Below are 14107 nucleotides of genomic sequence, written 5' to 3'. Positions count from 1 at the left end.
ATTATGAAATTTGCAAAAATAAATACCGAACTTACCGTCTCTGATCAAATCACGATTGAAGACTTAAAAGAAATTCAAGCGCAAGGCTACAAAACTATTTTTTGTAATCGCCCTGACCAGGAATCCGAAGGACAGCTAGCTTTTTCAGTCATTGAAAAAGAAGCTCAAAATTTAGGTATCAAAGCCATCCATCAGCCTGTAATTGGTGGGCAAATTTCAGATGATGATATTGCTCAATTTGGCAGCTCTTTTGAGTTGGCTCAAAAGCCTATCTTTGCTTATTGCCGAACTGGCACAAGATGTTCAATGCTTTGGGCGCTTTCACATGCAAAAACCTTGCCTATTGATGAAATTTTAAGCAAAACCCAGATTGCGGGCTATGACTTATCTCCATTAAAAGACCGTCTCAACTCCCTTAAATAGATATGGACGTATCTAAACAGTATCTGAGTATTCATGATCACAGCCGGGAATTAAGTGGTCTTAAATATATTTATTCTGTTATTTCAAGACGTGCTGGCGGCTTGTCGATTGGTGTTAACTTAAATGTAAATAATGCTTGTAATTGGCAATGCATTTATTGTGAAATTCCAAATCTTACCCGTGGCTCACCTCCTCCTATTGAGCTCGATGTGCTTGAAGATGAACTACGTTTTTTTCTTCATGAAATTATTCACGGCGATTACATGGAGAAAAATGTAGCAATTGAGGATCGTCATTTAAAAGACATTGCTTTTTCAGGCAATGGAGAGCCTACAAGTGCGGAAGAATTTCCACAAGTTATTTTAATTGTTAAAAAGATACTGGAAGAATTTAACTTACTTCATAAGATTAAAATTCGTTTGATTACTAATGGAAGTTTAATGCACAAAGAATCTGTGCTTGAAGGTATTCAAGTGCTTGCAAAAATGAACGGGGAAGTCTGGTTTAAGGTCGATGCTGCGCTAGAAGAGAATACTAAAGTAATTAATCAAGTTAATATAAAACCACAACAAGCGATTGATCGATTAAAACGTTGTAGTGAAATATGTCCTACATTCGTTCAAACATGTATTTTTACCATCGACAATAAAGAACCTAATAATAAGGAAATTGACGCATATATTAAACTTATTGATAGCGCCAAGAAGAGTATCAAAGGTGTTCATTTGTATGGAATTGCGAGACCATCCATGCAGCCAGAAGCTTACCGTCTTGGTAGAGTAAATATTAATGTATTAGAGAATATTGCAGACCAGCTTCATAATAATGGTATCGAATCAACAGTGAGTTATTAAAACTTTTTAACCTTTGGAAATTTATGATGATTGAATGGACTTTTATAATAAAAACGACAATCGCTATGATAGCAATTGTTGACCCCCCAGGCTGCTTACCGATTTACTTGAGTTTAACGAGTCAACATAAAAAGATTAATAAAAAAAATGTAGCCAAGATGACAGCTTTAACTGTCTTTATCATTCTTGTAGTTTCACTTTTTCTCGGAGATAAAATCTTAAATATCTTTGGCATTTCTATGCCAAGTTTTCAGATTTGCGGCGGTATACTTCTTCTGATCATGGCCATATACATGATGTTAGGACGAAATCAAGTTATGGAATCTACACAAAATAATAAGTCAGAAAAAGAATTAATTGCCTTTGTCCCACTTAGTATTCCGCTCTTAGCAGGGCCCGGCGCAATTAGTAATATGATTATTGCTGCTCACCAGGCCCCTAATTTTGTAAATCTATCTTTTCTAGTGCTGCCATGTATTTTCGTGTCTTTAACAATTTGGCTTACTTTAAGTTTTGCTGAAAACATCTCTAAAGTGATTGGTGATGTAGGGACTAAAATAGTTACCCGTGTCATGGGCTTACTTTTAGGTTCCATGGCGATTGAGTTTATTACACGGGGCGTATTAGATATTATTGCGTAATGCTTTATGAAGCAAATTCGTAAACTTAAGTTGCGCTCTCAGACACATTACGCTCTTTTCCGTGCTGACTTGCCTTTTAAGCCTAAAGTGGAAAAAGATAAAACAAAGTTTAAAAGGCTGTCAAAACATAAAGCTAAACTTGATTAACTATTTTTTCTTTTTACTCTTTTTAGTTCCACATGCTGCCCAGCAAACCATTTTGCCATCTCTAAAACCATAACGACTAATGATGAAAAGAATTGTAGCTAAAAAAACTTGTTGGAATATAAAGATAGGCACATTAAAAGTTGTCACGCCGTCATAGACACAGTGATATTCATATGCTGCAGTTGGAACGTAAGAAAAAGACAAAGCAAAGACTAATAAAGCTAATATATTGTAATTACATTGTTTCATTTTTGAGCCCTTAGATATTTAAAAATGTTTAAATTACAAAAAATCTAATATATAGTATTTTTTACTTAAATTAACATAAAATTTAAAGAGATATTCATGTCAAACGACCATCATTCAGATCACTCTGAAACACACTTTACCTCAACTGCAGTAGTCCGCGATATTGTCATTGGCATGGCGGACGGACTGACTGTTCCATTTGCTCTTGCTGCAGGCTTATCTGCAGCTGTTGATTCATCAGCGATTATTGTTACAGCTGGCTTAGCTGAAGTTGCGGCTGGCTCCATTGCGATGGGCTTGGGTGGCTATCTTGCTGGAAAAACAGATATTGAACATTACGATTCTGAATTAAAACGTGAAGCCCATGAAATTAAGCATTTGCGTGAGCATGAAATTTTAGAAGTCCAGGAAATACTTTCAGAATATGGACTCAAAGGGAGCGCGCTTAAAGCAGTCGTTAAGTCCATCACTTCTAATCGTGAACGCTGGCTAAAATTCATGATGAAATTTGAATTAAATTTAGAAAGACCTGATCCGAAAAGAGCAGTGACTAGCGCGGCTACTATTGCAATCGCTTATATTATAGGGGGGCTCATTCCCTTGATGCCTTATATCTTTATATCTGACATCATGCCTGCTCTAAAAATGTCAGCCATAGCAACAGGTATTGCACTCGTACTTTTTGGTTGGATTAAAGGTCGCTTTACAGGGGTGAATCAAGGACGTTCAGCGATGCAAACACTTGTGATTGGTGCCTTAGCTTCTTCGGCTGCTTTTGGCTTAGCTCATCTATTTTCTTAGATAATTAATTAAAAAATTATTTTTTTACAATTGCAGCAATTCCACCTGTGTAATATGGGCTGGAAAATAACACTTTTTTTGATCGTTCTTCAGTAATAGTTATGCATGCGCCAATCATATCTACTTTCTTTGAGGCTAATGCTGGAATCAATGAGCCAAATTCCATATTAACTATTTCTAATTTTTTATTAAGTTTTTTAGCTACCAGTGATGCAATTTCTATATCCATGCCTACCACTTTCTGAGATTCATCAACAAATGAAAAAGGTTCGGTCACTGATGAAGTGCCAAACCTCAATGAACCATTATTGCCTGTTTCTATTAGGGGCGTTGCTTTGGGCTGCCCTTCTTTTGGCAACCAACGCTTAAGCATCAGCTCATAATCACCACTTGTTTTTAAGCCTTTAACAACATCATCGATCGTTTTTTTTAAATCGCCGTCTTCTAACCGAACAGCAAATCCGTAATCATCCTTGGTGATCATTTCAGAAAGTACAGTTAAACCAGGATTTTTTGCTGCTATATTCCTTAATATTGGCTCATCATAGGCTGCAGCATCAACTTTTCCTTGTTTAACAGCAATGGCCGCATCAAGAACTGAATTGTAATATTGAAATTTTGCATTTGGAAATACTGATAATACAAGCTTATCAGCGACTGTCCCTGTAGGAATTCCAAATTCTTTATCATTTAATTGCTTAATATTAGTAAAAACAACTTTTTCTTTATCGCTGCACCCAGCTACTATTGCGGATAAAAATAATGCAAACATAAAAAAAATTAATACTTTAAATTGCTTACTCATGATTTGCCCTCTATGAATCAATAATCGATTTATTACTTTAATTTATAAATAATAGCTCTAGTCTATTTTGATTATCTGCCCATTTGAACTCAACAACCTCAGTAAATTTACAAATAATTTTTAATCCAATATCATCCTCTAAATCTTTATTGTCTAATGGATTAAATTTCTTACCTTTGGTTTGGCAAATTAATGAAAGTTGATTCGTTTTTTCAGAATGAGCAATTTCAAGTTCCAATTCAATTTTGTTTAAAAAAGGTTTGTATAGAATGAGCAACTCCTCAACTACTCGAAGTAAATTAGCTCGCATTAATTTTGAAATTAATTGTTTTTCACAAAAGCCTTCGATTTCACCATTAAGGGCATAAAAATCAAAATCTTGTGTCTTTATTTGAAATACAAAATTTCTAATACGATTAATAAATGCTTTAGTTCTATCTTTTTTCGGTGCATCAAAAATTTGCTTTGGTGAACCTTCCTCGTAAATAAGGCCCTGATCCATATAAAATACTCGATTTGAAACGTCCCTCGCGAATGCCATCTCATGTGTAACGATAGCCATTGTCATACCTTCTTTGGCTAAACGGCGAATAACTGATAGCACTTCGCTTACCATAGTTGGATCAAGGGCTGAGGTTGGCTCATCAAATAAAATAATTTCTGGCTCCATTGCAAGACATCGAGCAATTGCCACACGCTGCTTTTGACCGCCGGAAAGCTCGTCTGGATAATTGTCTGCTTTTTCAGCGAGACCAACTAGCCTTAATAGGTCCATCGATTTATTTTCTGCTTCTTCTTTAGATATCCCCTTAAGTTTGATGGGTCCTAAAGTGAGATTTTCTAAAACAGACAGATGAGAAAATAAATTAAATGATTGAAATACCATATTCATTTTTTGACGTATTTTTGATACATCAACTTTTTTATCTAAAATATTTTCGCCATCAATAAAAATACTTCCACTACTTGGCTCATCGAGAAGATTAAGACATCGAAGAAAAGTACTTTTCCCAGTGCCGGAAGGTCCTATAATCGAGACAACCTCGCCTTTTTTAATTTCTGTAGAAATATTTTTCAATACAACTAGATCGCCATATTTTTTAGAAAGATTTTCAACTTTAATCATGATTTTGTTCTAACTTTACGTTTATATTTTGGATCTGTAATTTTTTCCAGATAATCCAAAAACTGGATGAGAATTAATGAGATTAGGAAATACAAAATCGCAATCATTATTAATGGGAAAAATGCGTCGAATGTTCGGCTTCTAATAATATCGCTCGCTTTAGTTAAGTCTTGGACCGCAATATAACCAACAATAGAGGTCATTTTGACTAATGTGATAATTTCACCTTTATAAATGGGAAGAATTCTTCTGACAGTTTGGGGAAGAATAATATAAATGAAGGTTTTTATTTTATTAAAGCCCATGGCAATACCCGCTTCAGTTTGGCCTTTTTCTATTCCCTCGATACCACTTCTAAAGATTTCAGCAGCATATGCACCACAATTCATCCCAAATGCAATGGTTGCCACAAAAATAGGACTAACATTTACTGATGCAAAAACCACATAAAATATAATCATCAATATTACAAGAACTGGAGTACCTCTTAAAATGCTGATATATATCTTCGCAGGAATATTTAAGAATTTATTGTTAGACATCCTTAAGAAGCAAATTAAACCTCCCAAAAAAGTACCAAAAATTGTAGCTAAAATTGAAATAATTATTGTAGTTTTTAATCCATCCCAAAGAAGTAAATAACGCTTTTCTTGAATTAAATTACTTTGAAAGTTATTTACCAACTCTTGTAAAAATGTTGGCGCGGTTGAATCATTCTTTTTTTCTTGCTTAAAGGCAGCAATATTTTTTTTGAGTGCAAAAGCACTCATCCCAATTTCATAATAAGGTTCGCCGAAGTTAATTTTTTGCTTTCGCTCCTCTGTAAACATCAAAGTAACAGCAATAAAATCAATCTTCCCCGTATTAAGAGAAGGAATAAGACCTCCAAACTCCATATCATCAAATCTAATATCTTTGCCTAGGTACGCTGCAAATCTTTTGGCAAGTTCAATGTTCAAACCAATATTTTCATTATTTCGCAAGGTAACAAATGGAAGTCCACCGTCACTTATATGTCCTGCCACTAATAAACCATTTTTATTTGGAGTATCTATTTTAGGCATATCAGTAATGCCTTTTTTAGTCCATCTTTCAATCATGTCTGCATAGACACCGCTATCTTTGATAGTTTGAAAGAAAGTATTAAATTGCGCATGTAACTCGACATTTTTTTTGTTAAAACCAAAACCTACAGGGCTAAATTCAAAAGGCTTGTCTATTACACCTAAGTCAGGATTTAGTTTTAATATCTCTGTGAGTGAAACACTGTTGTAAATACCCACATCAACTTTTCCTGATTTCACCCCTAGCAATACATCGGCAGGACTTTTATATTGCAAGATATCTGCTTCAGGATATTGTTTGTGAGCAAATGCATCATGCGTTGATCCCAGCATCACTCCAATTTTTTTATTTTTAAGATCTTCGAGATTAGTAATAGGCTGCATTTCTTCATTCGCGTTAGCTTGCAAAGGAAGAAGGAAATAAAAAATAAGTAAAAATATTTTTATCATATTTTAAGTAGCGTTAATAATTAATTCAACGAGGGAGAAATCATCATCAAATGGTCCGATTTCATTTTTTAAGCTTTTAATTTTTTCTAAAACTTTTTCTGATTCAAGCAATCCCAAATCACTAAAATACTCTTTCATAAGCTGGGTATAGTCATCTAAGTTCATTTCTTTGCCATCTTTTTGTGTAATTTCGTAAACTCCATCACTAAACACATAAAGCTTATTGAAATTATTTAATGGCACAATAGTTTCATTAAAAATGATATCTCCCATCATACCAATTGCCAATCCTCCAGAAGTTAAGGTTTGAAGTGTTTTATTATTTAAATCACTTCCCGTAAATAAAATTGCATGGGGATGGCCAGCACTTGAAAAAATTAATTCATGATTTTTCTTACGATAGACGCCATACCAGATAGTAAAATATTTATTATTCTGATGTTCCATGGGAAAGGCTTCATTTAAGCCCTTTAAAACAGATGCTGGACTCTTAAAATTTGTATCTGTGAGAGATTGTGAACGAATTGCATTGATAGCAGATATGCATAAGATTGCGGCTCCCACGCCATGACCACAAACATCCACTAAATATATACCTAAGTGCTCTTCATCAATCCAGTGATATCCAAGAGCATCACCTCCAAGAGATGAACACGGGATATGTTGCCAAGAAGTTTTCACTTTTCCTTCTAATGGTAATGGCAATAAACTCCTAATATAGATAGCTGCCTCATTAATTTCTTCTGCAAGTAATCGCTGGCTTTCAATTAATTCTCTTTTTTGGCGATAAAGTTCAATATGCGTTTTTATTCTAGCTATAGCAATGGGAGGGCTTACAGGTTTTGTAATGTAATCGACAGCCCCTAATGAAAGACCCAAAGCTTCATCTTGGGTTTCCGCTTTGGCGGTTAGAAATATAATAGGTATTTGATTAGTTTTTTCATCTGCCTTAAGCCGCTTACAAACTTCATAACCATCCATTTCTGGCATCATGATATCTAATAAAATAAGATCTAGCTGAGGATCTGTAAAAGCAATTTTTAAGGCTTTTTCACCGCTTGTTGCTGCTTTTACCTTGTAGTCATCCTGAAGGAGCCCGCTCATTAACTGAAGATTAGCAGGCGTATCATCTACCACCAATATAGTTGGTTTTGTAATCATTATTTAATTAACTTTTCATTTGCTAAATTTAATGCTGATTCGAAATCAAAATTTTGTACTGCATCAGAAATTTTACTAAACATTTCTTTACCAAAATATTGGATAAAAACGTCTTGTGACTTTTCAAGCAAATCATTTGCTTCAGTATCGTCGTTTGCTAATAATTCTGATAATTTATTAATTAATGATTTAATTTGGCTATCGTCAAGGATTGTTGTTGAAATTAATTTTTTATCCTCGGGCAAAGTTTTTTTAATGCTATCAATAATGCTTATTAATTTAGGCTGAATTAGGTCAAGATTTTTAATAATTTTCTCAACTGGTATTTTGTCCAGACATTGACCTTCAACTTCACCTGCTTTTTTTTGTATTTCATTTGCGCCTATGCTGCCACATGTTCCTTTGAGAGTGTGAGCTACTCTTTGAGCTGTTAAATAATCACTTATATCTAGGGCTCTTTTAATATCACTCACTGCATTTATTTGATCAGTAGAAAATGTTTTTAGCATTTTTATATAGAGAGAAACTTTCCCTGCCGCAACTTGAAGCCCCAAACGAGAATCTACCCCATTAATTTCTGGAACCTTTATTTCTTCTTTTGCGCTGATTACGGTCTTTTCATCATTTATTAGATTTGAATTTTTTCCCTTAATCCATTTAGCTAGTCCAGCAAACAATAAATTTGGATCAATAGGCTTCGTAATATGCGCGTCCATCCCCGCTTCTAAACACTTATCTCTGTCTGCATCAGATGCGTTAGCTGTCATGGCTAAAATAGGTAAATCATTATTAGAAAATTTTTGGCGAATTGTTTTTGTTGCTTCAAGTCCATCCATAACGGGCATTTGCATGTCCATTAATACAACATCGTATTGAGATTGATTCGCCATATTGACCGCTTCTTCGCCATTGTTTGCTATTTCTACAATAAAACCTTCGTCTTCTAATATCTCAGTTGCAATCTGCTGATTGAGTAAATTATCTTCCGCAAGAAGTATTCTTGAACCCTTAAGACTATTAAGATCTATTTTTGTATGGTTGCTATAGCTTTTTTGTACATTATGTTCTGGAGCTTCTAAATTGAAAGTACTTAAGATAGTTTCGAAAAGTAAAGAGGCATTAATTGGTTTAGCAATCACATGCTCTATACCCGCAATCGTTGCATCATTCATTACATCATCTTTTGCATATCCTGTTACGAGAACACATGGTGGTTTTTTGTTAATAATTAATTTTTTCAATGCTTTTACAAACTCAATGCCGTTCATTCCAGGTGGCATGTGCCAATCAACAAAGATCATATCAAAAGGGGCGCCTTGTTTATCCGCGTCAATAATTGCTTGCAAACCTTTTTCTGCGGATTCTACTGCTGCTACCTTAAGTGACATTGCAATTAACATATCTTCAATAATTAATCTTGCAGGCTCGTTGTCATCAATCACCAAAACAGATTTACTACTTAAATCCTCTTTAAAGAAAACTCTTTTTGTTATAGTTTTGTCAAGTTTAAATTTAGCCGTAAACCAAAATGTACTACCTTTACCAAATTCACTATCAACACCTACGTCGCCCCCCATCAGATTGGTTAACTGTTTTGATATGGCAAGTCCTAAACCGGTGCCACCAAATTTACGCGAGGTCGAAGTATCAGCTTGCTGAAATGACTGAAATAATTTCCCTTTTTGTTCTGGCGTTAATCCAATGCCTGTATCAGAAACATTAAATTTTAGAAAAATAGTTTCTTCATCTTGTTCAAGAATGTCTGCCGAAATTATTACTTCACCTTTTTCTGTGAATTTAATCGCATTATTTCCATAGTTAATAAGAATTTGGGAGAGCCTTAAAGGGTCCCCAATAATTTTGTGAGGAAGATCACCAGGCAATTTAAAAATAAGTTCTAAATTTTTTTCTGAACATTTTTGGCTAATCATGCTTGATATATTTGACATCATTTCATCAATATCAAAACTTACTTCTTCTATAGTTACCTTGCCTGCTTCAATCTTAGAAAAATCTAAAATATCATTAATAATGCCTAAAAGATGTTTGCCTGCCTGCTGAATCTTAAGCACATAATCTCGTTGCCTTGGATTTAAGTCTGTCTTTAGGGCTAAATGAGCCATTCCTATAACTCCGTTCATAGGAGTTCTAATTTCATGGCTCATGTTAGCTAAAAATTCACTTTTCATTTTTGCCGCATCTTCAGCAAGTTGTTTTGCCTGGTGAGCTGCTGTCACATCGTAAAACCAAGCGACAACAACTTCTTGATCAAGATATTTCATGTGATGAAATGACCCCATAACTTGTAGTAAATCCCCAGCCAGGGTTTTCATTGCCAACACCTCATCTACAATAATTTCATGAGCATTTATCCGAATACTGAGCGCCTCAAAGTCATCTTTGTGCTGATATACCTGAAGAGGGGTTAGAGTTTGAAGATCCTTTTCTTTGACCTTAAACATTTCCATATATCGAGGGTTGGCAAAAGTAATTTGGCGATCAGATACTCTCATGATCCTCACAGCTACTGGGCTATGTCTTAAAATTTCTAAAGTGTCTTCTTCAAAATCCTTTAAAAGCTCTAAGATAAGTTTTTGCGCTTGTTCGATACTTGCCATAGTTTTCTCTAAATTTATGTCATACAAATGTAACAATTAACAAATGTAACCATTAATAGTGTTACATAATTTAATATTACTATAAGTTCCTAAAAGCTTGGCTTTTAATCAATAAACTAATTACACAATAAGGTGCTTGAATTGGATCAACTAAAGAATAAAACGCTGTTTCGACAAAAACTAATTTCATCTACCATCACAATTATATTTTTAATAGTTGTGATGGGCATCGCTTCACTTTTTGCTTTATGGAAGATGGAGCGTGAATACAATCAAAGTTTATTAAAAGTAAATGTGCTAAAGAATATTTCTGAACAACTATCACTAGCACAACTTAATTTAAAATCAGTAGATCAAGAATGGAAAAATCTTATTATTCGTGCCCGCGATAAAGAAACAAAAATTAAATATAAGCGTTTGTTTGAGATAAAAGTATTAGCATTTCAAGAAAACATAGAAAGCATAGAAAGCGATAATAAAATCCCACTCTTGGCTCTAAAAGATATTGATAATCTAAAAAAAGATTCTTTAATTATCATAAATCGATATAGAGATCTCTTGAGAGCATATGAATCTCTTTCATTAACGGAAGGAGTTTTATTAGACAAAAAAACTATAGGTTTAACTAAAAATATTGAAAACAAATTATTTATTATGAATCACGAAATTATTGAAATATATGTCGCACTGCAAGTAAAAGTCAAAAATGATTTTGAAATTCGCTATTATGAATTAAGACAATTTTTAATCTTAGTTATCTTATTTGCCTTATTTTTATCTTTTATCAACTTATTTAAAGCACTTAGAGTTTCCTCTGAATAGAATTTAGTATTATGCAAATCATTTCATTCTTGGCTGGACTTGGTTTCTTTTTTACTGGGTTACATTATCTTTCTGCCAGTATGCAACCTATTTTTTCTGGTAAATTGCGTTCTATATTAATCAATTTTACTCGCGGGCCATTATCAAGTGCACTCACTGGATCGTTTTTAGGCGTCATCACTCAAAGTACTAGTGCAGCAACTTTTTTATGTTTAGGGCTTTTAAATTCTGGAGCCTTGACTATCAATCGAGCATTAGCAATGGTTGCCTGGTCAGGATCAGGAACAGCATTGCTAGTTTTTTTAGTGTCAATTGATATAAAAACTGCTAGTTTCTTTTCACTTGGGATCGTTGGATTGATGCATCTCCTTAATCTAACTAAAGATATCAAAGCCAAACAACTTGCAGCTGTATTCCTTGCCTTTGGCTTACTTTTATTTGGACTAAGCCTCATTAAAGAAACAGGACATATTTTAAACACGTCGACTTGGGCCAGAGAGTTTTTTATATTTTCAGCTGAGTCAAGTTTGATAGGTTTATTGATTGGAATATTTTCTGCATTGATAGTGCAATCATCTTCAAGTGTTGCCATTCTTGCTGTTGCATTAAATATGGCCGGCATCATACATTTTAATGAAGCTTTGATTTTAGTTTTTGGGGCCAATATTGGATCTGGATTAAGTGTCTTATTTTTCGCTTCTCATCTGGAAGGCAAAAAAAAACAGATCGCTATTTATTGCTTTCTTTCAAAACTTTTGGGGAGTTTAGTCCTCTATCCGCTAACTTGGTTAGATTCCTCCAAACTCTTTGGAGTTTTTAATGCTATCCATTTAACAATCAACTCATCTTTGATGTTGTCTTTAGTCTATTTGGCTTTGCAATTATCCGGCGGCCTCGTAGTGGCTTTATTTCAAAATAAGATTATTTTGTTACTTAATTATCTTAGCCCCGAATCTGAAGAAGAGAATTTATTTAAGCTACATTTTATATATCCCGAATCTTCTGATAATACTGAAACAGCTTTAATATTGGTGTCGAAAGAGCAAAATAGACTCATTGAGAGCCTAGTCGATTATCTTGAGCCAGTAAGAATTGAGCATGAGAGAGATGTAACTATTCAATTAAATACAAGACATGAGTTAACTTTAGACTTATTAACTAAAACAAAATTATTTATCTCTGAAGCTGCCTCTTTAAATAAAAATGACACTAATACTGAGAACTTATTTTTGATTCAAAGCAGAAATGAAGACATTATTTCTCTTGTTAATGGGCTCTATAGTTTTGAACAAAATATTGAGGCCACTCATAATTTTCAAAAGGGGCTTGCGAGCTCAATGGTAGAGAGCCTTCATCTCATCTTAACTTTACTTAATGAGTCTCTGGTTACGAAAGATAATGACGACGAATTGCTTGTAAGTTTAACTTCGGACCGCAGTGATCTTATGGAAAAAATTCGAGATTCTTTACTGAATGATCAATCAATTAGTTTAGAAGAAAGACAGATGCTCTTCGTTTCTACGAGTTCATTTGAGAGAATTATTTGGCTGGTTCGTAGAATTCAGGCTGCAAGACTAGCCGCTTAATTTTTTCTTCATTTTTAGTACATTATGCTTTTCTACATACTCATACTCAACTGAATCCGTAAGAGCCTTTACATAATGAACGCCAAGGCCTCCAACCTCTCTGTTCTCTATTGATGCATTCAAGTCGGGCTCTGGAAGCTCAAGGACATTAAATGGAATACCATTATCTTTATAAGTCATAATCAATTCATCTTTATCAATACCCAAATTGATTTCTATGAAAACATCCCGGCCATCAGAAGCGCCGTGCGTAATCGTATTTGTATAAAGCTCTTCCAAAATCAAAGTCATCGGCATTGAAATACTAGGAGTATTATTTTCTTGAAAAAATTGCTCGAGCTTAGTAACTAAAATAGTGAGGTCGGAAATATTTTTAGTTAAATTTATCTTTAGTGCATTCATATTATTTAAGCCCATGCTAACTTAAAAAGTATTATAAATTTATGACATAAAACTTATTTTATTATTATTTTTTAGTTAATGTTGCAAATATAACATCGAATTTATAGATAAATTGTGTTATTTTCTTGTTTAAGCTATCTTTAATTTATTAGGCTATTAGCCTAATTTAACGCATTAAAAATTATGACTTTTATAATTATTACATAACAAAACTTTATAACTTAAAAGGTGATTATATGGAAATTAGTGAAGAACAAATCGATGGCTCGATTACAAAAATATTATTATCAGGACGACTTGATATTGAAGGTGTTGGACAAATAGAAACGAAATTTTCTGGTATGACAGCATCTCCAAGAATGTCTGTTGTTGCAGATATGTCAAACGTACCTTATATATCTTCAATTGGTATAAGACTCTTAATATCTAACGTTAAAGCAATTAATGCCCGCAAAGGTAAGTTTGCATTATTTGGAACTCAGCCTGATGTAAATATGGTTATTACCATTTCTGGATTAGATAAAATTATTCCAAGTTTCGGCACATTAGAAGCTGCTATTGATTATGTTAAGTAATGTAAAAAAATAATATTTATGGAAAGGGTTATTGCCTTGCTCTATTTTGTTGCAGCCTTTCCATTGCCTGAAAGTTTTTATGATTATTTTAGAGTTATTGTTTTCATTGGTGTCGGATTTATTTTGCTTAACAAATGGGTAAAGCTTAATACACCTCATATTGCTTTTTTAATTGGCGTCTTAATTATAGATAATCCTTTCATTCCATTTTACTTCCCAATAATGGTATGGATTTTTCTTGATATCATCATTGGTGCTTACCTCATTTATTTATCTACAAAATTTAAGAGCTAGATTTAATATCTAAGCTTTAAAAACTTGGGTTTAACCCCTCGCATCCCTGTTTCAGAGTAAAATATAGTCACATTTAAGATACATTTCTT

At 33.7% G+C, this 14107-nt stretch carries 15 protein-coding genes; 8 read left to right on the top strand and 7 right to left on the bottom strand.

What is annotated here, in order from left to right:
* Positions 1–3 precede the first annotated feature (3 nt).
* The 3 genes from BN1208_RS00170 to BN1208_RS00160 are packed head-to-tail and all read left to right on the top strand — an operon-like array spanning position 4 to position 1918.
* Entirely contained in the window at positions 4–423 is a 420-nt protein-coding gene (locus BN1208_RS00170) for a protein tyrosine phosphatase family protein (protein ID WP_046486609.1), read from the top strand.
* A gap of 2 nt (positions 424–425) precedes the next feature.
* On the top strand, positions 426–1277 hold the full coding sequence (locus tag BN1208_RS00165) for a radical SAM protein (RefSeq protein ID WP_046486606.1): 852 nt from the start codon (positions 426–428) through the stop codon (positions 1275–1277).
* Positions 1278–1300: 23 nt separating this feature from the next.
* Positions 1301–1918: a MarC family protein gene (locus BN1208_RS00160; RefSeq protein ID WP_231854580.1), complete on the top strand. Its 618-nt coding sequence runs from the start codon at positions 1301–1303 to the stop codon at positions 1916–1918.
* Positions 1919–2065: 147 nt separating this feature from the next.
* Here BN1208_RS00160 and BN1208_RS00155 read toward each other — a convergent pair whose 3' ends face one another.
* Positions 2066–2314: a hypothetical protein gene (locus tag BN1208_RS00155; RefSeq protein WP_046486603.1), complete on the bottom strand. Its 249-nt coding sequence runs from the start codon at positions 2312–2314 to the stop codon at positions 2066–2068.
* A 96-nt stretch (positions 2315–2410) separates the two neighbouring features.
* Here BN1208_RS00155 and BN1208_RS00150 point away from each other — a divergent pair, with 96 nt between their 5' ends.
* A complete protein-coding gene (locus BN1208_RS00150) occupies positions 2411–3115 on the top strand; it encodes a VIT1/CCC1 transporter family protein (protein WP_046486600.1) in 705 nt (234 codons plus the stop codon).
* A 16-nt stretch (positions 3116–3131) separates the two neighbouring features.
* Here BN1208_RS00150 and BN1208_RS00145 read toward each other — a convergent pair whose 3' ends face one another.
* From BN1208_RS00145 to BN1208_RS00125, 5 genes are read right to left on the bottom strand one after another with little or no spacing between them, the layout of a single operon-like run.
* A complete protein-coding gene (locus tag BN1208_RS00145; protein WP_046489127.1) occupies positions 3132–3920 on the bottom strand; it encodes a transporter substrate-binding domain-containing protein in 789 nt (262 codons plus the stop codon).
* Positions 3921–3957: 37 nt separating this feature from the next.
* On the bottom strand, positions 3958–5046 hold the full coding sequence (locus tag BN1208_RS00140) for an amino acid ABC transporter ATP-binding protein (RefSeq protein ID WP_046486598.1): 1089 nt from the start codon (positions 5044–5046) through the stop codon (positions 3958–3960).
* A complete protein-coding gene (locus tag BN1208_RS00135; protein ID WP_052734587.1) occupies positions 5043–6560 on the bottom strand; it encodes an ABC transporter substrate-binding protein/permease in 1518 nt (505 codons plus the stop codon). The genes BN1208_RS00140 and BN1208_RS00135 overlap by 4 nt, the downstream gene beginning before the upstream one ends.
* Positions 6561–6563: 3 nt before the next feature.
* Positions 6564–7721 (bottom strand): PP2C family protein-serine/threonine phosphatase, encoded by a 1158-nt coding sequence (locus BN1208_RS07405; protein WP_046486595.1) that lies wholly within the window; start codon positions 7719–7721, stop codon positions 6564–6566.
* Positions 7721–10339 carry a response regulator gene (locus BN1208_RS00125; RefSeq protein WP_052734586.1) on the bottom strand — a complete coding sequence of 873 codons (2619 nt, stop codon included), beginning with the start codon at positions 10337–10339 and terminating at the stop codon, positions 7721–7723. The genes BN1208_RS07405 and BN1208_RS00125 overlap by 1 nt, the downstream gene beginning before the upstream one ends.
* Before the next feature lie 141 nt (positions 10340–10480).
* Between BN1208_RS00125 and BN1208_RS00120 the strand changes: the two genes are divergently transcribed.
* Positions 10481–11161, top strand: coding sequence for a hypothetical protein (locus tag BN1208_RS00120; RefSeq protein ID WP_046486593.1), 681 nt, complete (start codon positions 10481–10483; stop codon positions 11159–11161).
* An 11-nt stretch (positions 11162–11172) separates the two neighbouring features.
* On the top strand, positions 11173–12747 hold the full coding sequence (locus BN1208_RS00115; protein ID WP_046486590.1) for a Na/Pi symporter: 1575 nt from the start codon (positions 11173–11175) through the stop codon (positions 12745–12747).
* Here the strand turns inward: BN1208_RS00115 and BN1208_RS00110 are convergent.
* A complete protein-coding gene (locus BN1208_RS00110; protein WP_046486587.1) occupies positions 12736–13164 on the bottom strand; it encodes an ATP-binding protein in 429 nt (142 codons plus the stop codon). The genes BN1208_RS00115 and BN1208_RS00110 overlap by 12 nt on opposite strands.
* A 221-nt stretch (positions 13165–13385) precedes the next feature.
* Between BN1208_RS00110 and BN1208_RS00105 the strand changes: the two genes are divergently transcribed.
* Positions 13386–13724, top strand: coding sequence for an STAS domain-containing protein (locus BN1208_RS00105; RefSeq protein ID WP_046486584.1), 339 nt, complete (start codon positions 13386–13388; stop codon positions 13722–13724).
* 18 nt (positions 13725–13742) lie between these two features.
* The gene (locus tag BN1208_RS00100) at positions 13743–14018 is read left to right on the top strand and encodes a DUF6804 family protein (protein ID WP_046486581.1); all 276 of its coding nucleotides are present in this window, start codon (positions 13743–13745) and stop codon (positions 14016–14018) included.
* Positions 14019–14107 lie beyond the last annotated feature (89 nt).

The sequence above is a fragment of the Candidatus Methylopumilus planktonicus genome (assembly GCF_000981505.1).
GTDB lineage: Bacteria > Pseudomonadota > Gammaproteobacteria > Burkholderiales > Methylophilaceae > Methylopumilus > Methylopumilus planktonicus.
This window is presented reverse-complemented; position numbering and strand designations above follow the sequence as displayed.

Coding starts and splice junctions, on each gene's coding strand:
- BN1208_RS00170 (WP_046486609.1), top strand. CDS start 4: ATGAAATTTGCAAAAATAAATACCGAACTTACCGTCTCTGATCAAATC.
- BN1208_RS00165 (WP_046486606.1), top strand. CDS start 426: ATGGACGTATCTAAACAGTATCTGAGTATTCATGATCACAGCCGGGAA.
- BN1208_RS00160 (WP_231854580.1), top strand. CDS start 1,301: ATGATGATTGAATGGACTTTTATAATAAAAACGACAATCGCTATGATA.
- BN1208_RS00155 (WP_046486603.1), bottom strand. CDS start 2,314: ATGAAACAATGTAATTACAATATATTAGCTTTATTAGTCTTTGCTTTG.
- BN1208_RS00150 (WP_046486600.1), top strand. CDS start 2,411: ATGTCAAACGACCATCATTCAGATCACTCTGAAACACACTTTACCTCA.
- BN1208_RS00145 (WP_046489127.1), bottom strand. CDS start 3,920: ATGAGTAAGCAATTTAAAGTATTAATTTTTTTTATGTTTGCATTATTT.
- BN1208_RS00140 (WP_046486598.1), bottom strand. CDS start 5,046: ATGATTAAAGTTGAAAATCTTTCTAAAAAATATGGCGATCTAGTTGTA.
- BN1208_RS00135 (WP_052734587.1), bottom strand. CDS start 6,560: ATGATAAAAATATTTTTACTTATTTTTTATTTCCTTCTTCCTTTGCAA.
- BN1208_RS07405 (WP_046486595.1), bottom strand. CDS start 7,721: ATGATTACAAAACCAACTATATTGGTGGTAGATGATACGCCTGCTAAT.
- BN1208_RS00125 (WP_052734586.1), bottom strand. CDS start 10,339: ATGGCAAGTATCGAACAAGCGCAAAAACTTATCTTAGAGCTTTTAAAG.
- BN1208_RS00115 (WP_046486590.1), top strand. CDS start 11,173: ATGCAAATCATTTCATTCTTGGCTGGACTTGGTTTCTTTTTTACTGGG.
- BN1208_RS00110 (WP_046486587.1), bottom strand. CDS start 13,164: ATGGGCTTAAATAATATGAATGCACTAAAGATAAATTTAACTAAAAAT.
- BN1208_RS00105 (WP_046486584.1), top strand. CDS start 13,386: ATGGAAATTAGTGAAGAACAAATCGATGGCTCGATTACAAAAATATTA.
- BN1208_RS00100 (WP_046486581.1), top strand. CDS start 13,743: ATGGAAAGGGTTATTGCCTTGCTCTATTTTGTTGCAGCCTTTCCATTG.